The sequence below is a fragment of the Streptomyces sp. NPDC053427 genome, assembly GCF_044544985.1.
Classification (GTDB): Bacteria; Actinomycetota; Actinomycetes; order Streptomycetales; family Streptomycetaceae; genus Streptomyces.
This window is the reverse complement of record NZ_JBITYA010000014.1, coordinates 128,397-155,364: the sequence shown is the minus strand read 5'-3', so window position 1 is coordinate 155,364 and position 26,968 is coordinate 128,397. Positions and strand designations below refer to the sequence as shown.

The 26,968-nt window shown below is 70.4% G+C and carries 7 protein-coding genes; 6 read left to right on the top strand and 1 reads right to left on the bottom strand.

Annotation, left to right across the window (positions count from 1 at the left end):
* Positions 1–45: 45 nt before the first annotated feature.
* From ACIGWZ_RS33345 to ACIGWZ_RS33320, 6 genes are all read left to right on the top strand, one after another.
* Positions 46–14,037: an amino acid adenylation domain-containing protein gene (locus tag ACIGWZ_RS33345; RefSeq protein ID WP_400070640.1), complete on the top strand. Its 13,992-nt coding sequence runs from the start codon at positions 46–48 to the stop codon at positions 14,035–14,037.
* Positions 14,034–21,206, top strand: coding sequence for an amino acid adenylation domain-containing protein (locus tag ACIGWZ_RS33340; RefSeq protein WP_400070639.1), 7,173 nt, complete (start codon positions 14,034–14,036; stop codon positions 21,204–21,206). The genes ACIGWZ_RS33345 and ACIGWZ_RS33340 overlap by 4 nt, the downstream gene beginning before the upstream one ends.
* A 113-nt stretch (positions 21,207–21,319) precedes the next feature.
* Positions 21,320–21,553 carry an MbtH family protein gene (locus tag ACIGWZ_RS33335; RefSeq protein WP_400070637.1) on the top strand — a complete coding sequence of 78 codons (234 nt, stop codon included), beginning with the start codon at positions 21,320–21,322 and terminating at the stop codon, positions 21,551–21,553.
* Positions 21,550–23,196, top strand: coding sequence for a class I adenylate-forming enzyme family protein (locus ACIGWZ_RS33330; protein WP_400070635.1), 1,647 nt, complete (start codon positions 21,550–21,552; stop codon positions 23,194–23,196). Before ACIGWZ_RS33335 ends, ACIGWZ_RS33330 begins: the two co-directional genes overlap by 4 nt.
* A 106-nt stretch (positions 23,197–23,302) precedes the next feature.
* Positions 23,303–24,532: a 5-aminolevulinate synthase gene (gene hemA, locus ACIGWZ_RS33325; RefSeq protein WP_400070633.1), complete on the top strand. Its 1,230-nt coding sequence runs from the start codon at positions 23,303–23,305 to the stop codon at positions 24,530–24,532.
* Between the two features lie 155 nt (positions 24,533–24,687).
* The gene (locus ACIGWZ_RS33320; protein WP_400070631.1) at positions 24,688–26,223 is read left to right on the top strand and encodes a long-chain fatty acid--CoA ligase; all 1,536 of its coding nucleotides are present in this window, start codon (positions 24,688–24,690) and stop codon (positions 26,221–26,223) included.
* 105 nt (positions 26,224–26,328) lie between these two features.
* On the opposite strand, the gene ACIGWZ_RS33315 is transcribed toward ACIGWZ_RS33320, so the two are convergent.
* Complete coding sequence (locus ACIGWZ_RS33315) at positions 26,329–26,928, bottom strand: ATP-dependent Clp protease proteolytic subunit (RefSeq protein ID WP_400070910.1); 600 nt, start codon at positions 26,926–26,928, stop codon at positions 26,329–26,331.
* Positions 26,929–26,968: the final 40 nt, after the last annotated feature.

Sequence of the window (26,968 nt, the reverse complement as noted above, 5' to 3'; positions counted from 1 at the left end):
GGGAGCGAGACGTTGTCCAGTGACGGCCGTGGAATTGTTCTGCCTTTGACCTCGGCACAGCGCGAAGTGTGGTTCGCGCAGCAACTCGATCTGGACAACCCGATCTACAACGTCGGCGGCTATCTGGAGATACTCGGCCCGATCGACCCGGCCCTGTTCGAAGCGGCGCTTCGCCAGGCCGTCGAAGAGGCCGAGACCCTCCACGTACGGTTCGTCGAGCGCAGCGGCGAACCCGGCCAGATCCTCGACCCCGCGTCGTCCCCGTGGCCGCTCCATCGCATCGACGTCAGCGACGCACCCGACCCGCGCGCCGCCGCCGAGGAGTGGATGCGGGCCGATCTGGCCAAGCCGTACGACCTCGCGCAGGCCCCGCTGTTCCGCCAGGCGCTCTTCACCGTCGGCCCCGATCGCTTCTTCTGGTACCAGGGCACCCACCACATCGTGCTCGACGCCCTGAGCGTCTCCCTCGTCGTGCGGCGGGTGGCGGAGATCTACACGGCGCTCTCCGACGACCAGCCCGTCCCGGCCACCCGTTTCGGGTCGCTGGCCGCCCTGCTCCAGGACGAAGCGGACCACCACGGGTCCCGCCGGTACGAGAAGAGCCGGGCCTACTGGCTGAACCGCTTCAGCGACGCCCCGGAAGCCGTCCGGCTCGCCGGCCCGCCCCTGTCCATGCCGTCCACCTTCCTGCGCCGCACGGCCTACCTTCCGCACGCCGTCTCGGAACTGGTGCGCAAGACGGCCGCGAACACCGGCACCACCGTTCCGGGCGTGATCACCGCCGCGGTGGCGGCGTACGTCCAGCGGATGACCGGCGCGAACGAGGTCGTCCTCGGCCTCGCCGTGACCGGCCGCGACAGCGCTCGGCTGCGGCGCATCCCCGGCATGCTCGCCCACGCCGTACCGCTCCGCCTGCCGGCCGGCCCCGGCACCGCCATGACCGACCTCATCCGGCAGACGTCACAGGAGACCTTCCAGGCGCTGCGGCACCTCCGGTACGGCAGCGACGAGCTCCGCCGCGAACTGCCCGCCCTCAACGGGCGCCAGGGAATCTTCGGTCCCCTCGTCAACTACATGTCGTTCGACTACGACCTGCGGATGGCGTCCCACCGCACCCACTTCCACAACATCTCCAACGGCCCCGTCGAAGACCTCTCGATCGCCGTCTACGACACCCACGACGGCCAGGACATCCGCCTCGACTTCGACGCCAACCCGCAGCTCTACAGCGAGCCCGAGGTCGCCACGCTGCAACAGCGCTTCCTGCGCTTCCTCGAATCCTCCCTCTCCGTCGGCATCGAACAGCCCCTCGTCCGGGCCGAGTTGCTGTCGACGGATGAGCGTGACCGGCTACTGGTCGAGTGGAACGCCACGGCCCGGGACGCGGTGACACCGGGCGTGCTGTCGGAGGCGTTCGAGACCCAGGTCCGCGCCACGCCCGAGGCACCCGCGGTCATCTTCGACGCATCGGAACTGTCGTACGGCGAGCTGAACGAGCGCGCGAACCGCCTGGCCAGGCTGCTGATCGCCCGTGGCGCGGGCCCCGAGCAGCTGGTGGCGCTCGCCGTCCCGCGTTCCGCCGAGCTGATCATCGCGATCCTGGCGGTGCTGAAGTCGGGCGCCGCCTACCTCCCCCTGGACGTGGACTACCCCGCCGAACGCCTGGCGTTCATGGTCCAGGACGCCAAGCCCGTCCTGCTGGTGACCACCGCAGAGGTACCGGCCCAGACCCTGCCGGACGGCGTGGCACGAGTCCTGCTGGACGACGCGCCGGTGATCGGCGAGCTGGCACAACTCCCGGCGGCCGACGTCACGGCGGACGAACGCAGCGGCGTCGTACTTCCGCACTCCCCGGCCTACGTGATCTACACCTCCGGCTCCACCGGCACGCCCAAGGGCGTGGCCGTGACGCACACGGGTGCCGCGAGTCTCGTCGCACAGCAAGCCGAAGGACTGGGCGTCGGCCCGGACAGCAGGGTCCTGCAATTCGCGTCGGCGAGCTTCGACGCGATGTTCTGGGAATGGTGCATGGCGCTCCTGACCGGCGCCACGCTGGTGCTCGCTTCCGGCGAGCGCCTGGTGCCCGGCCGCGCGCTGGCCGAGCTGGCAGCCGAGCACCGCATCACCCACGCCACGATTCCGCCCGCCGCGCTGGCAACCATGGCCGCGGACTCCCTGCCCACGGTGACCACGCTGGTGGTCGCCGGCGAGGCGCCGTCGGCCGCCCTGATCAGTGACTGGTCCCGCGACCGGACGATGATCAACGCCTACGGTCCGACCGAGACCACCGTCTGCGCGACCATGAGCGCCCCCCTCTCCGGGGCGGGCGCGCCCCCGATCGGTCGGCCCGTCGTCAACAGCCAGGTGTTCGTCCTGGACGCCGGACTGGCTCCGGTGCCGGTGGGCGTGGTCGGCGAGCTGTATGTGGCGGGCGCGGGTCTGGCCCGCGGATACCTGAACCGTCCCGGACTGTCGGCGGAACGCTTCGTGGCGAATCCGTTCGGTGGCCCGGGTGAGCGGATGTACCGCACCGGCGACCTCGTCCGCTGGAGCAGCGAAGGCGAGCTGGAGTACGTCGGCCGCGCCGACTCCCAGGTCAAGGTCCGCGGCTTCCGCATCGAACTCGGCGAGATCGAGGCGGCGCTCACCGCACACGAGGACATCGCACAAGCCGCCGTCATCGTCCGCGAGGACCGCCCCGGCGACCAGCGCATCGTCGCCTACGCCGTAGCGGCTTCCAACGGTGCGGTAGTGGAACCGTCGGCACTGCGCCGGCGGCTGGCGGAGGTCCTGCCGGAGTACATGGTGCCCTCGGCGGTCATGGGCCTGGATGCCCTGCCGTTGACGCCGAACGGCAAGCTGGACCGCCGGGCCCTGCCCGTCCCGGACCTCGGGGTCCGCAAGGCGGGGCGCGGTCCCCGCTCGCCCCAGGAAGAAGTGCTCTGCGCCGCCTTCGCCGAGGTCCTCGGCGTCGGCCACGTAGGCGTCGACGACAGCTTCTTCGAACTGGGCGGCCACTCACTGCTCGCCACCCGCCTGGTGAGCCGGGTCCGGTCCGTACTGGGCGTGGAACTGTCGGTCCGCGCGGTCTTCGAAGCACCGACGGTGGCAGGCCTGGCCGAACGGCTCTCCGGCGGCACGGGCGCACGCCCGGCCCTGCGGGTGACCGCGGACCGTCCGGAACTGGTGCCGCTGTCCTTCGCCCAGCGACGACTGTGGTTCCTCCACCGCCTCGAAGGACCCAGCGCGACCTACAACATGCCGATGGCCATCCGGCTGTCGGGAGACCTGGACCACACCGCCCTCCAAGCCGCCCTCCTCGACGTCCTCGAACGCCACGAGAGCCTGCGGACGGTCTTCGGTGAGGCCGACGGCGTTCCGTACCAGCGCGTGCTGGAGACGGTGGAACTCGACCTCCCCGTCGTCACCGCCACCGAGGACGACCTCGCCGCGCAGTTGGAGCGCATCGCCACCCACGCCTTCGACCTCGCCACCGAGATCCCGCTGCGCGTCACCCTGCTGGAGCTGTCGCCCACCGAGCACGTGGTGGCGCTGGTGCTGCACCACATCGCCGCCGACGGCTGGTCCGTCGCCCCGCTGGCCAAGGACCTGGGCCGGGCGTACACGGCACGTACCGCGGACCGGGCCGCCGAGTGGCCCGCCGCGCTCCCCGTGCAGTACGCGGACTATGTGCTGTGGCAGCAGCAGCTCCTCGGCAGCGTCGAAGAGCCGGACAGCGTCATCAGCCGGCAGGTCGCCTACTGGAAGGACGCCCTCGCGGGGATCCCCGAGCGGTTGGATCTGCCCGCGGACCGCCCGCACCCGGCCGTGGCCACGTACGCCGGTGGCGTGGTGCCCTTCGCGCTCGGCGCGGAGGTGCACCGGTCGGCGGTCGCCCTGGCCCGGGAGACCGGTTCGACCGTGTTCATGGTCGTCCAGGCCGCGCTCGCCGCGCTGCTGCACAAGCTCGGCGCGGGCACGGACATCCCTATCGGTTCCCCGATCGCCGGCCGTACCGACCAGGCGCTCGACGACCTGGTGGGCGTGTTCGTCAACACGCTGGTGCTGCGGACGGACGTCTCCGGTGATCCGTCGTTCCGGGAGCTGCTGGGACGGGTGCGCGAGACGGACCTGGCCGCCTACGCCCACCAGGACGTCCCCTTCGAGCACCTGGTGGAGGTCCTCAGCCCGGCCCGCTCGCTCTCGCACCACCCGCTGTTCCAGGTGCTGCTCGCGGCCGAGGACGTCGACGCCGGACTGGTCGAGCTGCCCGGCCTCACCTCGAGCCTGCGTCCGCTCGGTACGGGCACGGCGAAATTCAGCCTCTCCGTCTCCTACAGCGAACTGCACCTCGACGACGGCAGCCCCGCGGGTATCGACTGCCGCATCGAGTACAGCGCCGACCTCTTCGACCAGGACAGCGCGCAGCGCATCGCGGCCTACCTGTCCCAGTTCCTGGCGGAGGCCGTCCACCACGCGGACCGGCCCCTCCGGGACGTCGAACTCCTCACGGCCCCGGCCCGCCACCAGATCGTGGCCGAGTGGAACGCCACCGCGCACAAGACCGCCGAGCACGCGCACACGCTGACGGATCTCCTCGAAGCGCAAGCGGCACGGACGCCGGACCGCACGGCCGTGGCCTTCGAAGGCGCCGAGCTGACGTACGCGGACCTGTTCGCACGGGCGGACCGGCTGGCCGCCCTGCTGACGCATCGCGGCGCGGGCCCCGAAGGTGTGGTGGCGGTCGCCGTTCCCCGCTCCCTCGATCTGATCGTCGCCCTCCTGGCGGTGCTGAAGTCCGGTGCGGCCTACCTGCCGATCGACCCGGACGACCCGACCGAGCGCACCGCCTTCGTGCTCGGCGACGCCCGGCCGGTCCTGTTGCTCGTCACCGAGGAGACGTCCGCCCTCCTGGCCGGGACCGACGCGGCGCCGGAACGGATCGTGCTGGACAGCCCCGAGACCCGGACCCGCCTGGCCCGCCCGGCGGACGACGCGGAACGGCCGGAGTCCGGCCGGCCCGCCGCAGGTCTGCTGCCGCGGCACCCCGCATACGTCATCTACACCTCCGGCTCGACCGGCCGCCCGAAGGGCGTCCTGGTTCCCCACGAGGGGATCGTCAACCGGCTGCTGTGGATGCAGGACCAGTACCACCTCACCGGTGACGACCGGGTGCTGCAGAAGACCCCGTCGAGCTTCGACGTGTCCGTCTGGGAGTTCTTCTGGCCGCTGATCGCGGGCGCCGGTCTCGTCGTCGCGCGACCCGGGGGCCACAAGGACCCGGCGTACCTCGCCGCCCTCATCGACGAACAGCAGGTCACGACCGCGCACTTCGTGCCGTCGATGCTGCGGGCCTTCCTGGCCCAGCCGACGGCCGCCGCCTGCGCGAGCCTGCGGCAGGTGATGTGCAGCGGTGAGGCCCTGACCGCCGACCTCACCCAGTCGTTCCAGGCGAGCCTGGACATCCCGCTGCACAACCTCTACGGACCGACCGAGGCATCCGTCGACGTCACCCATCACGCCTGTGCTCCGCAGACGGGAGACGCCCACCCCCCGATCGGGCGGCCCATCTGGAACACGCAGGTGTACGTCCTGGACGCCGGGCTGGCTCCGGTGCCGGTGGGCGTGGTCGGCGAGCTGTACCTGGCGGGCACGGGTCTGGCGCGGGGCTATCTGAACCGCCCCGGACTGTCGGCGGAACGCTTCGTGGCGAATCCGTTCGGTGGCCCGGGTGAGCGGATGTACCGCACCGGCGACCTCGTCCGCTGGAGCAGCGAAGGCGAGCTGGAATACCTCGGCCGCGCCGACTCCCAGGTCAAGGTCCGCGGCTTCCGCATCGAACTCGGCGAGATCGAGGCGGCGCTGACTGCACACGAGGACATCGCACAGGCCGCCGTCATCGTGCGCGAGGACCGCGCCGGCGACCAGCGCATCGTCGCCTACGTCGTACCGGAGGCCGAGCGGGCGGTGGAACCGTCGGCGCTGCGTCAGCGGCTGTCGGAGATGCTGCCGGAGTACATGGTCCCGTCGGCGGTGGTGGGCCTGGAATCCCTGCCGTTGACCGCCAGCGGAAAGCTGGACCGGCGGGCCCTCCCCGCGCCGGTCCTCGATGTCGCGCCCACCGGCCGAGCCCCGCGGACGCCGCAGGAAGAGGCCCTGTGCGGCATCTTCGCCGAGGTCCTGGGCGTGGACCGGGTCGGCGCGGAGGACAGCTTCTTCGAGCTGGGCGGCCACTCGCTGCTCGCGACCCGCCTGGTGAGCCGCGTGCGGTCCGTACTGGGCGTGGAACTGTCGGTCCGCGCGGTCTTCGAGGCACCGACGGTGGCAGGCCTGGCCGAACGGCTCTCCGGCGGCGCGGGCGCACGCCCGGCCCTGCGGGCGGTCGCGGACCGTCCGGAGTCGATCCCGTTGTCGTACGCGCAGCGACGGCTGTGGTTCCTGCACCGCCTCGAAGGACCCAGCGCGACCTACAACATGCCGATGGCGATCAGGCTGTCGGGAGACCTGGACCGCACGGCCCTCCAAGCCGCCCTCCTGGACGTCCTCGAACGCCACGAGACCCTGCGGACGCTCTTCGGTGAGGCCGACGGCGTTCCGTACCAGCGCGTGCTGGAAACGGTGGCACTCGACCTCCCCGTCGTCCCCACCACCGAGGACGACCTCTCGCGGAACATCGCCGAGTCCGCGGCCCACGCATTCGACCTGACCGCGGAAATCCCCCTGCGCGCCACGCTGTTCGTGCTGTCGCCGACCGAGCACGTCCTCCTGCTGACGCTGCACCACATCGCCGGCGACGGCGGCTCGCTCGGTCCCGCGCTGCGTGACCTGAGCGAGGCGTATGCGGCACGGGTGGACGGCCGGGTGCCCGGCTGGTCCGCGCTGCCGGTGCAGTACGTGGACTACACGCTCTGGCAGCAGGACCTGCTGGGACGCGAGGACGATCCCCGGAGCGTCCTCGGCCGGCAGGTCGACTACTGGAAGACGGCCTTGGCAGGCATCCCGGAGCAGCTGGAGCTGCCGGCGGACCGCTCACGGCCGGCGGTGGCGAGCTATGCGGGCGATGCGGTGCCGCTGGCCTTGGACGCGGAGCTGCACGGCCGGATCGCGGCGCTCGCCCGGGAGTCCGGGGCGAGTGTGTTCATGGTCCTCCAGGCCGGTTTGGCGGTGCTGCTCAAGCGCCTGGGCGCCGGCACGGACATCCCCCTGGGTTCGCCGATCGCGGGCCGCATGGACGAAGCCCTCGACGACCTGGTCGGGTTCTTCGTCAACACGCTGGTGCTGCGGACGGACGTCTCCGGCGATCCGTCGTTCCGGGAGCTGCTGGGACGGGTGCGCGAGACGGATCTGGCGGCCTACGCCCACCAGGACGTGCCCTTCGAGCACCTGGTCGAGGCGCTGAATCCGACGCGCTCGCTCTCCCATCACCCCCTGTTCCAGGTGATGTTGGCCTTCCAGAGCGCGGCGGCGGGCGAGCTGTCCCTGCCCGGCCTGACGGCTGACAGCGCACCGGTGGGCACCGGCACGTCCCGGTTCGACCTGCTGTTCACCATCGATGAGCGGGTTTCCGGCGCGGGCGCGCCGCTGGGGCTCGAAGGGTTCGTGGAGTTCAGCACGGACCTCTTCGACCGGGGCACGGTGCTGTCCCTGGTGGAACGGCTCGTCCGGGTGCTGGAGCAGGTCGTGGCCGAGCCCGACCTGCGCGTCGGGGCCGTGGAGCTGCTGGCGGCGGGTGAGCGTGACCGGCTGGTGGTGGAGTGGAACGCCACGGCCCGGGACGCGGTGACACCGGGTGCGCTGTCGGAGGCGTTCGAGGCGCAGGTGCGGGCCACGCCCGAGGCACCCGCGCTGGCCTTCGGCACGACCGAGTTGTCGTACGGGGAGCTGAACGAGCGCGCGAACCGCCTGGCCAGGCTGCTGATCGCCCGTGGCGCGGGCCCCGAGCAGCTGGTGGCGCTCGCCGTCCCGCGTTCCGCGGAGCTGATCATCGCGATCCTGGCCGTGCTGAAGTCCGGCGCCGCCTACCTGCCCCTGGACGTGGACTATCCCGCCGAACGCCTGGCGTTCATGGTCCAGGACGCCAAGCCCGTCCTGCTGGTGACCACCGCAGAGGTACCGGCCCAGACCCTGCCGGACGGCGTGGCACGAGTACTGCTGGACGACGCGCCGGTGATCGGCGAGCTGGCACAACTCCCGGCGGCCGACGTCACGGCGGACGAACGCAGCGGCGTCGTGCTCCCGCAGTCCCCGGCGTACGTGATCTACACCTCCGGCTCCACCGGCACGCCCAAGGGCGTGGTGATGACGGTCGGCGCGCTGGCGAACCTCATCGCCTGGCACATGGGGACGATCGGCGGGAAGCCGGGCGCGTCGGTGGCGCAGTTCACGGCCATCAGCTTCGACGTCTCGGCACAGGAGATCCTCGAGTCGCTGGGATCGGGCAAGCGGTTGGTCGTCCCCGATGCCGAGGTACGACGGGACGCGGCGCGATTCGTACGGTGGCTGGAAGAACACCGGATCGAGGAGCTGTACGCGCCGAACGTCATGGTCGAGGCAGTGTGCGAGGCGGCGCTGGACCAGGGCCGTACGCTCCCCGACCTCCGCCACATTGCCCAGGCCGGCGAAGCCCTCCGCCTGAGCCCCGCGGTACAGGAGTTCTTCTCCGCCCGCCCCGACCGCAACCTGTACAACCACTACGGCCCCGCAGAGACGCACGTCGTCACCACGTACTCCCTGCCGGGCGAGGTGTCGGGCTGGGGCGCGACGGCGCCGATCGGCCGGCCCCTCTGGAACACGCAGGCGTACGTCCTGGACGACGGCCTGGTCCCGGTGCCCGCCGGGGTGACCGGCGAGCTGTACCTGGCGGGCGAGGCACTGGCCCGCGGCTACTGGGACCGACCCGGACTGACGTCCGAGCGGTTCCTCGCCAACCCCTTCGGCGCCCCCGGCGAGCGCATGTACCGCACCGGCGACCTGGCGCGGTGGAGCGCCGCGGGCGAGCTGGAGTACGTCGGCCGCGCCGACTCCCAGGTCAAGGTCCGGGGTTTCCGGATCGAGCTGGGTGAGGTCGAGGCGGCGCTGCTGGGCCAGGAGGCGGTGGCGCAGGCCGCGGTGGTGGTGCGTGAGGACCGCCCCGGCGATCGACGGGTCGTGGCCTATGCGGTGCCCGCCTCCGGCGGTGCGGTGGATGCGTCGGCGCTGCGTCGGCGGCTGTCGGAGACGCTGCCCGACTACATGGTGCCGTCGGCGGTGGTGCGCCTGGACGCGCTGCCGCTGACCCCCAGCGGCAAGGTGGACCGCCGGGCCCTGCCCGCGCCGGCCCTCGACGCCTCCCCCTCCGGGCGCGCCCCGCGGACGCCGCAGGAGGAGATCCTGTGCGGCATCTTCGCGGAGGTGCTGGGCGCCGGTCAGGTCGGCGTGGAGGACAGCTTCTTCGAGCTGGGCGGCCACTCGCTGCTCGCGACGCGCCTGGTGAGTCGGGTCCGGTCCGTACTGGGCGTGGAACTGTCCGTGCGCGCGGTCTTCGAGGCGCCGACGGTCGCCGCTCTGGCGCAGCGACTCCCGCACGCCGGTACGGCCAGGAAGGCTCTGCGGGCGGCCAAGGACCGCCCCGAGACGGCACCGTTGTCGTACGCGCAGCGGCGGTTGTGGTTCCTGCACCGGCTGGAAGGGCCGAGTGCGACGTACAACATGCCGATGGCGATCCGGCTGTCGGGAGACCTGGACCGTGCCGCCCTGCACACCGGCCTCACCGACGTACTCGCCCGCCACGAAAGCCTGCGCACGGTATTCCCCGAAATCGACGGGGTGCCGCAGCAGAAGGTGCTGAGCCTTTCCGAGGTCCGCATCGAGCTGTCTGTGGTGCCGACGACGGAGGAGGAACTGCCGGCGAAGCTGGCCGACGCGGCCGCGCAAGGCTTCGACCTGGCGGACGGTCTTCCGCTGCGGGTGACGCTGTTCGAACTGTCCCCCACCGAGCACGTACTGGTCCTGGTGCTGCACCACATCGCGGGCGACGGCTGGTCCCTGCGCCCCCTGTCGCGGGACGTGGCCGAGGCCTATGCGGCGCGGGTGGCAGGCCAGCTGCCCGAGTGGTCCGCGCTGCCGGTGCAGTACGTGGACTACACGCTCTGGCAGCAGGACCTGCTGGGACGCGAGGACGATCCCCAGAGCGCCATCAGTCGACAGGTCGACTACTGGAAGACGACCCTGGCGAACATCCCCGAGCGGTTGGACGTTCCGGTGGATCGCCCGCGACCGGCGGCGACCACGTACCGAGGCGACCTCCTCGACATCGAGATGAGTGCCGAGCTGCACGGCCGGATCGTGGCACTCGCCCGGGAGTCCGGGGCGAGCGTGTTCATGGTCCTCCAGGCCGCTTTGGCGGTGCTGCTCAAGCGCCTGGGAGCCGGCACGGACATCCCCCTGGGTTCGCCGATCGCGGGCCGCATGGACGAAGCCCTCGACGACCTGGTCGGCTTCTTCGTCAACACCCTCGTACTGCGCACCGACGTCTCCGGCGACCCCTCGTTCCGGGAACTGCTGGAACGGGTGCGCGAGACGGACCTGGCCGCTTACGCGCATCAGGACGTGCCGTTCGAGCACCTGGTGGAGGTCTTGAATCCGGCCCGCTCGCTGTCCCATCACCCGCTGTTCCAGGTGATGTTGGCGTTGCAGAACACCCCGCAGGGTGCGTTCGCGCTCCCGGGACTGGACAGCCGTATCGAGCCGGTGGGGACGGGAACCTCGCGGTTCGACCTCTTCTTCAACCTGCGCGAACGGGTTTCCGGCGCGGGCACACCGCTGGGCCTCGAAGGATTCGTGGAGTTCAGCACGGACCTCTTCGACCGGGGCACGGTGGAGTCCCTGGTCGAACGGCTCGTCCGCGTGCTGGAACAGGCAGTAGCCGAGCCCGACCTGCGCGTCGGGGCCGTGGAGCTGCTGTCTGCCGATGAGCGCGACCGCCTCCTGGTGGAGTGGAACGCCACCGGCCGGGACGTCGTGGTCCCGGGCGTGCTCTCGGAGGCGTTCGAGACCCAGGTCCGCGCCACACCCGACGCCCCCGCGGTCATCTTCGACGCAGCGGAACTGTCCTACGGCGAGCTGAACGAGCGGGCCAACCGTCTGGCGCGGCTGCTGATCGCCCGTGGCGCGGGCCCCGACCACCTGGTGGCACTCGCGGTACCGCGCTCGGCCGAAATGATCGTCGCGGTCCTGGCCGTACTGAAGTCGGGCGCCGCCTACCTCCCCCTGGACGTGGACTACCCCGCCGAACGCCTGGCGTTCATGGTCCAGGACGCCAAGCCGGTGCTGCTGGTGAGCACCAAGGACGTCGCGTCCGGTCTCCCGGAGGGTGTGGCGCGGGTCCTGCTGGACGATCCGGCGGTGATCGGCGAGCTGGCAGAACTGCCGACGGCCGACGTGACGGCGGACGAACGCAGCGGCGCCGTGCTCCCGCAGTCCCCGGCCTACGTCATCTACACCTCCGGCTCCACCGGCACACCCAAGGGCGTAGTAGTCGCCCAGGAGAGCGTGGCCGACCTCCTGTCCTGGGCGGTCACCACCTTCGCCGACGGCCAACTCTCACGAGTCCTGGCAGCCACCTCCCTCAGCTTCGACGTCTCCGTCTTCGAACTGTTCGCGCCACTGGTATCCGGCGGCTCCATCGAAGTGGTCCGCGATGTACTGGCACTCCTGGGCCGCAACTGGACCGGCAGCCTGATCAGCGCCGTCCCCTCCGCCCTGGCACAGGTCGTCGGACAACCCGGCCTCACCATCGAAGCCAACACCGTAGTCCTGGCCGGAGAAGCCCTCTCCGCACAAGCAGTCGCAGACATCCGCGCCGCCATGCCCGGATGCCAGATCGCCAACATCTACGGCCCCACCGAAGCCACCGTCTACGCCACCGCCTGGTTCGCCGACACCGACGACACCACCACACCCCCGATCGGCCGCCCCATAACCAACGGCCACGCCTACGTCCTCGACGCCGGACTCCAACCCATGCCCATCGGCGTGGTGGGTGAGCTGTATCTGGCGGGCGCGGGGCTGGCGCGGGGCTATCTGAACCGTCCCGGACTGTCGGCGGAACGCTTCGTGGCGAATCCGTTCGGTGGCCCTGGTGAGCGGATGTACCGCACCGGCGACCTCGTCCGCTGGAACACCGCAGGCGAACTGGAATACCTCGGCCGCGCCGACTCCCAGGTCAAGGTCCGCGGCTTCCGCATCGAACTCGGTGAAGTCGAAGCGGCGCTCGCCGCGCACGAGAACGTCGCTCAGGCCGCCGTGATCGTGCGCGAGGACCGCCCCGGCGACCAGCGCATCGTCGCCTACGTCGTCCCGAAGGCCGATGCGGCGCAGTCGGACGACCAGGTGGAAGGGGAGCAGGTCGAGGAATGGCAGCAGGTCTACGACTCCATTTACGCGGAGTCCAAGGACAGCGTCGACTTCGGTGACGACTTCACCGGATGGGTCAGCAGCTACGACGGGCAGCCCATTCCGCTGGAGCAGATGCGCGCTTGGCGCGATGCGACCGTTCATCGCATTCTGTCCATGAAGCCGCAACGCGTGCTGGAACTCGGTGTTGGTAGCGGCCTGTTGCTGGCGCAGCTCGCCGGGCATTGTTCGGAGTACTGGGGCAGCGACTTCTCGTCCACCGTCATCGAAAAGCTGCGGGCGGACGTCGCACAACACCCGGACCTCGCCGACCGAGTGCACCTGCTGTGCCAGCCCGCAGACGCAACGTCCGGTCTGTCGGAAGAGTATTTCGACACGATCGTCATCAACTCCGTGATGCAGTACTTCCCGGGCAGTTCCTATCTCCTCCAGGTGGTGGAGAATGCCCTCCGACTGCTCAAGCCCGGCGGCCGGTTGTTCATCGGTGATGTGCGGAACCTGAATCTCGTCCGAAGCTTCCACGCCGCCGTTCACGTCGCGCGTTCCGCGGCCGCGGATGATGTGTCGGCCGTACGCCTGGCCGTGAATCGCGCCGTGTCGGACGAGAAGGAACTCCTCGCGTCCCCGGCCTTCTTCACGGGTCTGCGCGACCGGTTCGACGACGTGAATGCGGTTGATATTCGCCTCAGGCGGGGCGAGCACCACAATGAGCTGACCCGGCATCGCTATGACGTCATCGTCCACAAGCAGGCGACCGCGACCCTTTCCTTCGGAGGGGCCGAGGCGCTGCGATGGGACCGCGACGTCTCCGGCACGGACGAGCTCGCACGGTACGTGACGCAGAAGCGGCCCGCCGCCTTGCGCGTCACCGGCGTCGCCAACCAGCGGCTGGCGCACGAGGTCGCCGTGCTGCACGCGATAGATGCGGACGAATCGATGGCCGAGGTGCGCCGGCGCGCCGCCGATTCCGGCAGCACCGGATGGGATCCCGAGACATTCCATGCGCTCGGCACGGAATGGGGATACGAGGTCGTGACGACGTGGTCGGACACCGGCCCCGACGGTTCCTTCGACGTTCTTCTCCACAGTGCTCCGGATAGCGCGACCGCGCTCACCGATGTCTATCTCCCCGGAGCGGGACGAGAGGCAACGGCCGGCACCCCTACGACGAACGACCCCGGCGGCCAACGCCAGACGGCGGCGCTCATCACCTCGCTGCGCCGACAACTGCCGGAGCTTTTGCCGGAATACATGGTGCCGTCGGCCGTGGTGAGCCTGGAATCCCTGCCGTTGACGCCGAACGGCAAGCTGGACCGCCGGGCTTTGCCCGCGCCGGACTTCACCGGGCACCTCACCGGGCGCGGACCGCGCACACCGCAGGAAGAAACGCTGTGTGAGCTGTTCGCCGAAGTGCTCGGAATACCGCGGGTCGGTATCGATGACAGTTTCTTTGAACTGGGCGGTCACTCGCTGCTCGCGACGCGCCTGATCAGTCGGGTTCGGGCCGCACTGGGCGTGGAGATTTCGATCGGAAGCATCTTCGATGCGCCGACCGTCGCCGGGCTGGCCAGTTCCCTGAAAAACGTTGAAAAGACACAGAGGCCAAAGCTGCGTCGCATGCAGCGGCCGGGGGAGACTCGATGATTCCGCTGTCGTACGCGCAACGCCGGATGTGGTTCCTGCATCGCCTCGAAGGGGTCAGCGCGACCTACAACATTCCGTTGGCCATGCGCCTTTCGGGAAGCCTGGACCGGGCCGCACTGCGGCTGGCGCTCACGGACGTGGTCGAGCGCCACGAGAGCCTGCGCACGGTGTTTCCCGAAGCCGACGGGGTGCCGCACCAGAAGGTGCTGAGCGTCTCCGAGGCCGGCGTCGGACTGTCGGTGGTGCCGACGACGGAGGAGGAACTGCAGGCGAAGCTGGCCGACGCGGCCGCGGAAGGCTTCAACCTGGAGAGCGACCTTCCGCTGCGGGTGACGCTGTTCGCGCTGTCCCCGACCGAGCACGTGCTGCTGCTGGTCCTCAACCACATCGCCGCTGACGGCTGGTCCTTCGCGCCGCTGTCGCGGGACGTGGGAGAGGCGTACGCGGCGCGGGCGGCGGGCGGCGCGCCCGGCTGGGACGAGCTCCCGGTGCAGTACGTGGACTACACGCTGTGGCAGCAGGAGCTGCTGGGCGACGAGAACGACCCCGAGAGCCTGATCAGTCGCCAGGTCCGCTACTGGGCCGAAGGGCTGGCGGGCGTACCGGAGCAGCTGGAGCTGCCGGTGGACCGTCCGCGGACGGCGGTGGCGAGCTATGCGGGCGATGCGGTGCCGCTGGTCCTGGACGCGGAGCTGCACGGCCGGATCGCGGCGCTGGCCCGGGAGTCCGGGGCGAGCGTGTTCATGGTCCTCCAGGCCGCTTTGGCGGTACTGCTCAAGCGCCTGGGCGCCGGCACGGACATCCCCTTCGGTTCGCCGATCGCGGGCCGCATGGACGAAGCCCTCGACGACCTGGTCGGCTTCTTCGTCAACACCCTCGTGCTGCGCACCGACGTCTCCGGCGACCCCTCTTTCCGGGAACTGCTGGGCCGCGTACGCGAAGCCGACCTGGCGGCCTACGCCCACCAGGACGTGCCCTTCGAGCACCTGGTCGAGGTCCTCAACCCCGCCCGCTCGCTCTCGCACCACCCGCTGTTCCAGGTGATGCTGGCGTTGCAGAACACCCCGCAGGGTGCGTTCGCGCTGCCGGGGCTGGACAGTCGTATCGAGCCGGTGGGGACGGGAACCTCGCGGTTCGACCTCTTCTTCAACCTGCGCGAGCGGGTTTCCGGCGCGGGCACGCCGCTGGGCCTCGAAGGGTTCGTGGAGTTCAGCACGGACCTCTTCGACCGGGGCACGGTGGAGTCCCTGGTCGAACGACTCGTCCGCGTGCTGGAACAGGCAGTAGCCGAGCCCGACCTGCGCGTCGGGGCCGTGGAGCTGCTGTCGGCAGGTGAACGCGACCGCCTCCTGGTGGAGTGGAACGCCACCGGCCGGGACGTCGTGGTCCCGGGCGTGCTGTCGGAGGCGTTCGAAGCCCAGGTCCGCGCCACACCCGACGCCCCCGCGGTGATCTTCGGTACGACCGAGTTGTCGTACGGCGAGCTGAACGAACGGGCCAACCGCCTGGCGCGGCTGCTCATCGCCCGTGGCGCGGGCCCCGACCACCTGGTCGCACTCGCGGTCCCCCGCTCGGCCGAAATGATCGTCGCGGTCCTGGCCGTACTGAAGTCCGGCGCCGCCTACCTCCCCCTGGACGTGGACTACCCCGCCGAACGCCTGGCGTTCATGGTCCAGGACGCCAAGCCCGTCCTGCTGATGACGACCACAGCAGCGGCCGGAAGCCTGCCCGGGGGTGTGGCACGGGTCCTGCTGGACGACCCCTCCGTGGTCGGCGAGCTGGCAGAACTCCCGGCAGCCGACGTGACGGCGGACGAACGCAGCGGCGTCGTGCTCCCGCAGTCCCCGGCGTACGTCATCTACACCTCCGGCTCCACCGGCACACCCAAGGGCGTAGTAGTCGCCCAGGAGAGCGTGGCCGACCTCCTGTCCTGGGCAGCCACCACCTTCGCCGACGGCCAACTCTCACGAGTCCTGGCAGCCACCTCCCTCAGCTTCGACGTCTCCGTCTTCGAACTGTTCGCGCCACTGGTATCCGGCGGCTCCATCGAAGTGGTCCGCGATGTACTGGCACTCCTGGGCCGCAACTGGTCCGGCAGCCTGATCAGCGCCGTCCCCTCCGCCCTGGCGCAGGTCGTCGGACAACCCGGCCTCACCATCGAAGCCAACACCGTGGTCCTGGCCGGAGAAGCCCTCTCCGCACAAGCAGTCGCAGACATCCGCGCCGCCATGCCCGGATGCCAGATCGCCAACATCTACGGCCCCACCGAAGCCACCGTCTACGCCACCGCCTGGTTCGCCGACACCGACGACACCACCACACCCCCGATCGGCCGCCCCATAACCAACGGCCACGCCTACGTCCTCGACGCCGGACTCCAACCCATGCCCATCGGCGTGGCCGGTGAGCTGTACCTGGCGGGCGCCGGCCTGGCCCGCGGATACCTGAACCGACCCGGACTGTCGGCGGAACGCTTCGTCGCCAACCCCTTCGGCGCCCCCGGCGAGCGGATGTACCGCACCGGCGACCTCGTCCGCTGGAACACCGCAGGCGAACTGGAATACCTCGGCCGCGCCGACTCCCAGGTCAAGGTCCGCGGCTTCCGCATCGAACTCGGCGAGATCGAGGCGGCGCTGACTGCACACGAGGACATCGCACAGGCCTCCGTCATCGTCCGCGAGGACCGCCCCGGCGACCAGCGCATCGTCGCCTACGTCGTCCCGGCTTCCAACGGTGCGGTAGTGGAACCGTCGGCACTGCGCCGGCGGCTGGCGGAGGTCCTGCCGGAGTACATGGTGCCCTCGGCGGTCATGGGCCTGGATGCCCTGCCGTTGACGCCGAACGGCAAGTTGGACCGGCGAGCGCTGCCCGTCCCGGACCTTGGCGTACGCAAGGCGGGGCGCGGTCCCCGCTCGCCCCAGGAAGAAGTGCTCTGCGCCGCCTTCGCCGAGGTCCTCGGCGTCGGCCACGTAGGCGTCGACGACAGCTTCTTCGAACTGGGCGGCCACTCACTGCTCGCCACCCGCCTGGTGAGCCGCGTGCGGTCCGTACTGGGCGTGGAACTGTCGGTCCGCGCGGTCTTCGAAGCACCGACGGTGGCAGGCCTGGCCGAACGGCTCTCCGGCGGCACAGGCGCACGCCCGGCCCTGCGGGTGACCACGGACCGCCCGGAACTGGTACCGCTGTCCTTCGCCCAGCGACGACTGTGGTTCCTCCACCGCCTCGAAGGACCCAGCGCGACCTACAACATGCCGATGGCCATCCGGCTGTCGGGAGAACTGGACCGCACCGCCCTCCAAGCCGCCCTCCTCGACGTCCTCGAACGCCACGAGACCCTGCGGACGAAGTTCTCCGACGGTGCGGAGGGCCCGCGCCAGCACGTCCTCGACGTCTCCCAGGCCACGTCGGAGCTCTTCGTCGTCGACACGACCGAAGACGAGCTCCCGACCCAGCTGGACGGGGCGGCGCGGTACGGATTCGACCTCGCCGCGGAGACTCCGCTGCGCGTGACGTTGTTCGCGCTGTCGTCGACCGAGCACGTGCTCCTGCTGGTGCTGCACCACATCGCGGGCGACGGCTGGTCCCTGGGCCCCCTGTCGCGGGACGTCGGCGAGGCGTACGCGGCGCGGGTGGACGGCCGGGTGCCCGGCTGGTCGGCGCTGCCGGTGCAGTACGTGGACTACACGCTCTGGCAGCACGGCCTCCTCGGCGACGAGAAGGACTCCGAGAGCCTGGCGGGGCGTCAGGTGCAGTTCTGGACCAAGACGTTGGAGGGCCTGCCCGAGCAGCTGGATCTGCCGGCGGACCGGCCGCGGCCGGCCGTGGCCACTTATGCCGGTGATGCGGTGCCGCTGGTGATGGACGCGGAGCTGCACGGCCGGATCGTGGCACTCGCCCGGGAGTCCGGGGCGAGCGTGTTCATGGTCCTCCAGGCCGCTTTGGCGGTGCTGCTCAAGCGCCTGGGCGCCGGCACGGACATCCCCCTGGGTTCGCCGATCGCGGGCCGCATGGACGAAGCCCTCGACGACCTGGTCGGCTTCTTCGTCAACACCCTCGTACTGCGCACCGACGTCTCCGGCGACCCCTCGTTCCAGGAGCTGCTGGAACGGGTGCGCGAGACGGACCTGGCGGCCTACGCCCACCAGGACGTCCCCTTCGAGCACCTGGTCGAGGTCCTCAACCCCACCCGCTCGCTCTCGCACCACCCGCTGTTCCAGGTGATGCTGGCCTTCCAGAGCGCCAAGACGGGCGAGCTGTCCCTGCCCGGCCTGACGAGCGACAGTGCACCGGTGGGCACCGGCACGTCCCGGTTCGATCTGCTCTTCAACATCGACGAGCGGGTTTCCGGCGCGGGCGCGCCGCTGGGGCTCGAAGGGTTCGTGGAGTTCAGCACGGACCTCTTCGACCGGGGCACGGTGGAGTCCCTGGTCGAACGGCTCGTCCGCGTGCTGGAACAGGCAGTAGCCGAGCCCGACCTGCGCGTCGGGGCCGTGGAGCTGCTGTCTGCCGATGAGCGTGACCGCCTCCTGGTGGAACGGAACGCCACCGGCCGGGACGCGGTGACACCCGGAGTGCTGACGCAGGCATTCGAAGCGCAGGTGCGGGCCATGCCCGAGGCGCCCGCGGTCATCTTCGACGCAGCGGAACTGTCCTACCGCGAGGTCAACGAGCGGGCGAACCGCCTGGCGCGGCTGCTGATCGCCCGTGGCGCGGGCCCCGAGCAGCTGGTGGCGCTCGCGGTGCCCCGCTCGGCCGAGCTGATCATCGCGGTCCTGGCGGTCCTCAAGACCGGCGCCGCCTACCTGCCCCTCGATCTGGACTACCCGGCCGAGCGGCTGGCGTTCATGATGGAGGACGCGGGTCCGGTGCTGATGGTGAGCACCGAGGACGTCGCGTCCGGGCTCCCCGGCGGCGTGGCGCGGGTGCTGCTGGACGATCCCTCCGTGGTCGGCGAGCTGGCACAACTCCCGGCGGCCGACGTCACGGCGGACGAACGCAACGGCGCCGTACTTCCGCAGTCCCCGGCGTACGTGATCTACACCTCCGGCTCCACCGGCACGCCCAAGGGCGTGGTGATGACGGTCGGCGCGCTGGCGAACCTCATCGCGTGGCACATGGGGACGATCGGCGGGAAGCCGGGTGCGTCGGTGGCGCAGTTCACGGCCATCAGCTTCGACGTCTCGGCGCAGGAGATCCTGGAGTCGCTGGGATCGGGCAAGCGGTTGGTCGTTCCCGATGCCGAGGTACGACGGGACGCGGCGCGATTCGTACGGTGGCTGGAAGAGCACCGGATCGAGGAGCTGTACGCGCCGAACGTCATGGTCGAGGCGGTGTGCGAGGCGGCGCTGGACCAGGGCCGTACGCTCCCCGACCTCCGCCACATCGGCCAAGGAGGCGAAGCCCTGCGGCTGACCCCGGTCGTGCGGGACTTCGTCACGGCCGAGCCCGGCCGGCGGCTGCACAACCACTACGGTCCCTCCGAAACCCACCTGATCACCGCCCACACCGTCCCGGAGGACGTGACGCAGTGGGGGGCGACGGCGCCGATCGGCCGGCCCATCTGGAACACGCAGACGTACGTCCTGGACGACGGCCTGGCCCCGGTGCCCGCCGGGGTGACCGGCGAGCTGTACCTGGCGGGCGAGGCACTGGCCCGCGGCTACTGGGACCGACCCGCGCTGACGTCCGAGCGCTTCGTCGCCAACCCCTTCGGCGCACCCGGCGAGCGCATGTACCGCACCGGCGACCTGGTCCGCTGGAACGCCGCGGGCGAGCTGGAGTACCTCGGCCGCGCCGACTCCCAGGTCAAGGTCCGGGGCATGCGGGTGGAACTCGGCGAGATCGAAACGGTCCTGGCCGGCCATCCGGACGTCTCACAGGCGGCGGTGGCGCTGCGGACCGACGGTCCGGGCGACGGACGCCTCGTCGGTTATGTCGTGCCCGTCCCCGGACGCGAGGTGGACGTCCCGGCGCTCCGCACCTACCTGGCGGGCATCACCTACCTGGCCGGTGCGCTGCCGGAGCACATGGTGCCGTCCGCGGTCGTCGTGCTGGACGCGCTGCCGCTGACCCCCAGCGGCAAGGTGGACCGCCGGGCCCTGCCCGCGCCGGTCCTCGACATCGCGTCCTCCGGGCGGGGCCCGCGCACGCCCCAGGAGGAGATCCTGTGCGGCGTGTTCGCCGAGGTCCTGGGAATGCCCAGGGTCGACATCGACAGCAGCTTCTTCGACCTGGGCGGCCACTCGCTGCTGGCGACCCGCCTGATCAACCGCGTCCATGACCTGCTGGGTGTGGAACTGTCGATCCGCAGCGTGTTCGAAGCACCGACCGTGGCCGGCCTGGCCGAACGCCTGGGCGTGGACACCAGCGAAGGAGCGCTGGACGTCCTCCTGCCGCTGCGGGCGAACGGCACCCTGCCCCCGCTCTTCTGCATCCACCCCGGTGGCGGCCTGAGCTGGTGCTACGGCGGGCTGCTCCAGCACCTCGGGCCGGACCGCCCGATCTACGGGCTGCAGGCCCGGGGCCTCGCCGAGGCGACGCAGCTGCCGACGACCCTCGAGGAGATGGCCGACGACTACCTGGCGCAGATCAGGGAGGTGCAGCCGGAGGGCCCGTACCACCTGCTGGGCTGGTCCTTCGGCGGCATGGTCTCGCACGTGATCGCCACCCGGCTCCAGGAAAAGGGCGAGAAGGTCGCGTTGCTGGCGATGCTCGACGCCTATCCGATCGTTCCGGAGCAGGATTACGGCGGGGAAGCGGGCCTGGAGAAAGAACTCCTCGCCGACCTCCTCCACTTCGTCGGGATCGATCCCGGTGCGGACGCCGGGGCGGGACTCGACCGGGCGGGCGCGTTGGACGTCCTCCGGCGCGAAGGCAGTGCGCTCGCCAGCCTCGACGAGCGGAGCACCGCCGCACTCATGGACATCTTCATCAACAACAACAAGTTGCTCAGCGGATTCGACCCCGTCCGCTTCGGCGGGGATCTCCTCCACTTCACCGCAACGGTGGGCCGGGACGACAAGGCGCCGACGGCGCGGAGTTGGCGACCGCACATCGAGGGCCGGATCGAGGACTACCCGATCGCCTGCGAGCACCGAAACATGGTGCAGCCAGGGCCGCTTGCCGAGATCGCGAAGGTGGTTGCGGACAGGCTCGGTATGACGGATTGATCCTCACCCGGACGCATTCCCCCTTTCCGCCGCCACGCGGAACTCGCCGACGAATGCGGCGCGAACTGCTCTGCGCAAGAGCGAAACAGGAACCGACAGAGAGGTACACCACCGTGTCCAACCCCTTCGAGAACAACGACGGCGAATACCTGGCGCTGGTGAATGACGAGGGGCAGTACTCGCTGTGGCCCGCATACATCGATGTCCCCGCGGGTTGGCATATCGCACACGAGAAGGCCGGCCGCCAGGAATGCCTGGACTACGTCGAGGCGCAGTGGACCGACATGCGCCCCCGGAGCGTCGTCCGCGCGGTCGAGCAGGCCACGGCGGAAGCCCCCGCGGCATGACCTCGCAACCGCAGTCAGCTCCCGCGCACCCGGCGCGGGAGCACCCCCACTACGTGGGCAGCATCCTCGCGGCCCTGCGCGAGGAGCCGGAACACACCGTCGTACGGTGGCGGGACCGCGCCGTGTCCGCGCGCGAGCTCTCCGGGGCGGTCGTCACCGCGGCGGCCGGCCTCGCGGCCCACGGCGTGGGGCCGGAGACGATCCTGGGCATCCTCACCGAGCCCAACAGCCCGGACATGCTGGTGGCGCGGTACGCCGCGCATCTGCTCGGTGCGGGTGTGGTGCACGTCGGTTCCACGAACGCGGTGTCCTCGGGCGCCGCCCTGCCCGCGGCCGCTCAGCGCACCGCCCTGCAGGAGACCGGTGCCGCTCTGCTGGTCGTGGACGCGGCCAATGCGGCGCGCGCCCGCGAGATCCGTGCCCACATGCCCGGGACGCTCGCCCTGGCGTGCCTGAGCGGCCCGGCCGACGGTTTCCTCGACCTCACCGCGGAGGCCGGGGACGAGGAGGTCCTCACCGACCCCCTCGCCCTGGCGGCACTCGCCCCCCAGGTCCCCGGCGTCACCACGTACACCAGTGGCTCCACCGGCCGGCCCAAGGGCGTACGCCGCTCGCTGACCGCCTGGAACCACATGGTCGCCACCACCGTGGACTCCGGCCACCGTCCCCAGATGCTGGTCACCACCCCGCTGAGCCACACGATCGGGCCCATGGCGGATGCCACGATCGCCTCGGGGGGATCGGTCGTCCTGCACGAGGAGTTCGAGGCGGGCGCGTTCCTCGAGGCGATGTCCGCGCACCGCGTGACCCGCACTTTCCTGGCCGTCCCGCACATCTACGCCCTGCTCGACCACCCGGCCTTCGCCTCGGCCGACCTGACCAGCCTGCAACAGCTGGTGTACGGCGGTTGCCCCGCGTCGCCGGCCCGCCTGGAACAGGCTCTGCGGGCCTTCGGCCCCGCCCTCATCCAGACCTACGGGACGACGGAGAGCTGGGGCATCAGCGTCCTGACGCCCCCCGATCACCTGCGACCGGAACTCCTCGGTGCCGCCGGCCGCCCGATTCCGGGCGTCGCGGTCGTCATCCGGGACCCGGAGACCGGGCGGGAGCTGCCGCCGGCGGCGACCGGCGAGGTCTGCGTGCAGTCCCCGGTCATGATGGACGGGTACTGGGGCGATGACGACCGGTCCCGGAGCGCTCTGCGCGACGGCTGGCTGTATACCGGAGACATCGGCTGTCTGGACGACGAGGGCTATCTGTACCTCGTCGGCCGGCTCGACGACGTCATCAAGAGCAAGGGCGAGAAGGTCCATCCGGCCGCCGTCGAGAGCGCGTTGCTGTCCCATCCCCGGGTCTCCCAAGCCGCGGTGTTCGGGGTGCGGGACGGCGACAAGGTCGACCACGTCCACGCCACCGTGGTGCTGTACGACGGGCCGGACGGGAACCCGGGCAGCGGCCAGGAGCCGGACTCCTGGCTGGCGACGCTGCGCGAACACGTCACCACCACGTTGTCGCCCTTCCACGCACCCGCCGTCATCGCGCTGCGGGAGCGGATGCCCCTGACCGCTTCGGGCAAGCCCGACAAGCAGCTTCTTCGTACCGAGGCACTGGCCTCTTCTTCCGGACCGACCGGCGAACACTGAAAACCTCGGGCCGCCGAACTATCGGCCGAGCACTGCTATGGGGCCCTGATGCGCAACACCTTTGTATTTTCTGAGTGCTAAACCGCATGGAGAGTGAGTCAGCGCAATGAACCAACACCTGGAATTCTTCTCCCGCGAGATGGAGGAATTCGGCGCTCAGTGGCGGGAATTCCTGGAGGTCGGTCGGCGGGCGGGGAAGTTCCCCAGCGCCGTCGCGCGTCGCTCGCTCGACGACACCGACATGGACATCAACGTGTGGTGCAGCAATGACTACCTCGGCATGGGACAGCATCCCGCTGTCCTCGAAGCCGTGAAGGAAGCTGTCGACGCGTACGGAGCCGGGGCGGGCGGTTCCCGCAACATCAGCGGCACCAACCACATCCATGTGCTGCTGGAAAAGGAGATAGCGGAGCTGCACGGCAAGGAAGCCGCCGTCATCTTCCCCTCCGGTTACACGGCCAACGACGGATCGCTGCAGATCCTCGCCGGTCGCGCCCCGAACACCCTGGTGTTCTCCGACGAGTTGAACCACGCGTCCATCATCGACGGGCTGCGCCACAGCGGCGCGGAGAAGCGCATCTTCCGCCACAACGACGTGGCCCACCTCGAAGAGCTGCTGGCCGCCGCCGACCCGGACCGCCCCAAGCTCATCGTCCTGGAGTCGGTGTACTCCATGTCCGGTGACATCGCCCCGCTCGCCGAGATCGCCGACGTGGCCAAGCGGTACGGCGCCAGCACCTTCCTCGACGAGGTGCACGCCGTCGGCATGTACGGGCCCGAGGGCGCGGGTATCGCCGCGCGCGAGGGGCTGGCCGACGACTTCACGGTCGTCATGGGCACCCTGGCCAAGGGGTTCGGTACGTCCGGCGGCTACATCGCCGGGCCCGCGGCGATGGTCGATTCCGTCCGCGGCTTCTCCCGCCCGTTCATCTTCACCACCTCGCTCCCCCCGGCCACCGCCGCCGGTGCACTCGCTGCGATCCGTCACCTGCGGTCGTCCGAGGCGGAGCGCGAGCGGCTCTCGGAGAACGCGCAGCTGCTGCACCGGCTCCTCGACGAGCGCGGCATCCCGTACGTCTCGCCCGAGACCCACATCGTCTCCGTCTTCGTCGGCGACGATGCCCGGTGCCGTAAGGCGTCCGCCCTCCTCCTGGAGCGGTACGGGATCTATGTGCAGTCCATCAACGCGCCGAGCGTCCGGGTCGGGGAGGAGATCCTCCGGGCCACCCCCTCCGCCACGCACACGCCCAGCGACGTCGAGAAGTTCGCCGAGGCCCTCGGCAACGTCTGGCAGGAACTGGAGCTGCCCCTCCGCGGAGAATCCCGCAGCGCCTGACCGCCGCGGCGCGGGCCCCGAAGCGGGATCCGCGCCGCGCCCAGCCACGGGGCGCCGGCGGCCGGCGGGTTCGCCCACCGGCCGCCGGCGCCCCGGGCCGGCGGCTCCCGTCCGCCGTCCCGCCGGCCGGACACCGATCGATGCCTGGAGCCCCCATGTCTCTCTCACTGGCAGCCGTCCTCGCCGAGTCCGCGGCCGCCCGCCCGGACCACCCTGCCCTCGTCTGCGAGTCGCAGGAGATCACGTACCGGAGCCTGTGGCACCAGGCACGGCAGTACGCATCGGTGCTCAAGGACCACCTCATCGGCCCCGGCGACAAGGTCGCGGTGCTGATGACGAACACCCTGGACTTCCCGAAGGTGTACTTCGGTGCCCTGGCACTCGGCGCGACCGTGGTGCCGCTGCACGCGCTGCTCAAGGCGGACGAGATCGGCTACGCGCTGCGGGACTCCGGCGCCACGGCCCTGGTCTGTGCCGCGCCGTTGCTCGGTGAGGGCCAACAGGCCGCCGAACAGGCCGGAGTTGCGGTACTCACGGTGAGGGCGGAGGACGACTCCTTCGGCCCGCGCCTCGATGCGCTCGCCGAACGGGCCGTACCCCTCGACACCTACCACCCCTGCGGGCCCGACGACCTCGCGCTGATCCTCTACACCTCCGGCACCACGGGCCGCCCCAAGGGCGCGATGCTCACGCACACGAGCGTCACCCTGAACATCACCCTCTCGATGCTCTCCCCCTTCGGGTTCCAGGCCGATGACGTGCTGCTCGGTGTGCTGCCGCTGTTCCACACCTTCGGCCAGATCTGCGGCATGGGCGTGTGCTTCCGGGCGGGCGCCACCATGGTGCTGATGCCGTCCTTCGACGCGCCGCGCGCCCTCGAGCTGATGGTGGCCCACCGGTGCACGGTGTTCATGGGCGTGCCGACGATGTACATCGCGCTGCTCGACGCCGTCGCCCAGGCCGCGCACCGGCCGAGCCTCGACCGGGCGTTCTCCGGCGGATCGGCGCTGCCGGTCAAGATCCTGGAGGACTTCCAGGAGGTGTTCGGCTGCCCGATCTACGAGGGCTACGGCCTGACGGAGACCTCTCCGGTGGTCGCCTACAACCAGCCGGCGTGGCCGCGCCGCCCGGGAACGGTGGGCCGACCGATCTGGGGGATCGACGTCGAGATCGCCCGGCCCGATGTGGAGGACCGCATCGAGCTGCTGCCGGCCCAGGAAACCGGGGAGATCGTCATCCGCGGCCACAACGTGATGGCCGGATACCTCAACCGTCCCGAGGCCACGGCCGAGGTGCTGGTGGACGGCTGGTTCCGCTCCGGCGATCTCGGGGTGAAGGACGAGGACGGCTATCTGTCCATCGTGGACCGCAAGAAGGACATGGTGCTGCGGAACGGCTACAACGTGTACCCCCGCGAGATCGAGGAGGTGCTGATGCGGCACCCGGCCGTCGCGCAGGTCGCCGTCATCGGGATCCCGGACACCACCCATGGCGAGGAAGTGTGCGCGGTGGTGATCGCCGCGTCCGACGCGACGCCCGGCCCCGAGCTCGGTGCGGAACTCGTGTCCTGGAGCAAGCAGCGTATGGCGGCGTACAAGTACCCGCGGCGCGTCGAGTTCGTCGATGCGTTCCCGGTCGGCGCGAGCGGGAAGGTCCTCAAGCGGGATCTTGTGGCCTGGCTGGGCAAGTGACCCCGCCGCGCCGCCCTTTGCCGGCGCACCGTCCCCGACCCACCCGAGATGCGGTGACGGCCCACCAGAAGAACTGGCGGGCCGTCACCGCACGTCGAGGTCGGGCTATGCGGCCGGTCCCGCCGGTGCGGAGACCGCGGACGCCACGCCCTCGATCCTGTCGGCGAGGCCGTATTCCGTCGCTTCTTCGGCGGTGAACCACCGGTCGCGGTCCGAATCGCGCCTGATTTCCTCGACGGTACGGCCGGAATGCTGCGCCGTGATTTCGATCATGCGCTGTTTGACGCGGATGAGCCGCTCGGCGTGAATCCTGATATCGGTGGCGGAACCCCCGAGACCCGCCGAGGGCTGATGCATGAGAATCGATGCATTCGGCAGCACGACCCTCTTTCCCGGAGTACCGGCCGTCAGCAGAAATTGCCCCATCGACGCGGCGGTTCCCATGGCCACGGTCATCACATCATTGTCGATGCACCGCATGGTGTCGTAGATGGCCATGCCGGCGGTGACGGACCCCCCGGGTGAATTGATGTAGAGGCTGATGTCACGGGGAGAATCCGCCGCCAGGAGCAACAGCTGTGAACAGATCGTATTGCTCACCGTCTCATCGACCTCCTGCCCGAGCAGGATGATGCGCTCACCCATGAGCCGATGCGTAACGTTGTCGTTCAGCCCCAGCCACCGTGCGCCGGAACGCCGCCCCATTACTCCCACGATTCCCTTCCTCCTTCATCGATCTCGACGC

Excerpts from the sequence above, each read along its gene's own strand:
- ACIGWZ_RS33340 (WP_400070639.1), top strand. The coding sequence starts at position 14,034 with ATGATTCCGCTGTCGTACGCGCAACGCCGGATGTGGTTCCTGCATCGC.
- ACIGWZ_RS33330 (WP_400070635.1), top strand. The coding sequence starts at position 21,550 with ATGACCTCGCAACCGCAGTCAGCTCCCGCGCACCCGGCGCGGGAGCAC.
- hemA (WP_400070633.1), top strand. The coding sequence starts at position 23,303 with ATGAACCAACACCTGGAATTCTTCTCCCGCGAGATGGAGGAATTCGGC.
- ACIGWZ_RS33320 (WP_400070631.1), top strand. The coding sequence starts at position 24,688 with ATGTCTCTCTCACTGGCAGCCGTCCTCGCCGAGTCCGCGGCCGCCCGC.
- ACIGWZ_RS33315 (WP_400070910.1), bottom strand. The coding sequence starts at position 26,928 with ATGGGGCGGCGTTCCGGCGCACGGTGGCTGGGGCTGAACGACAACGTT.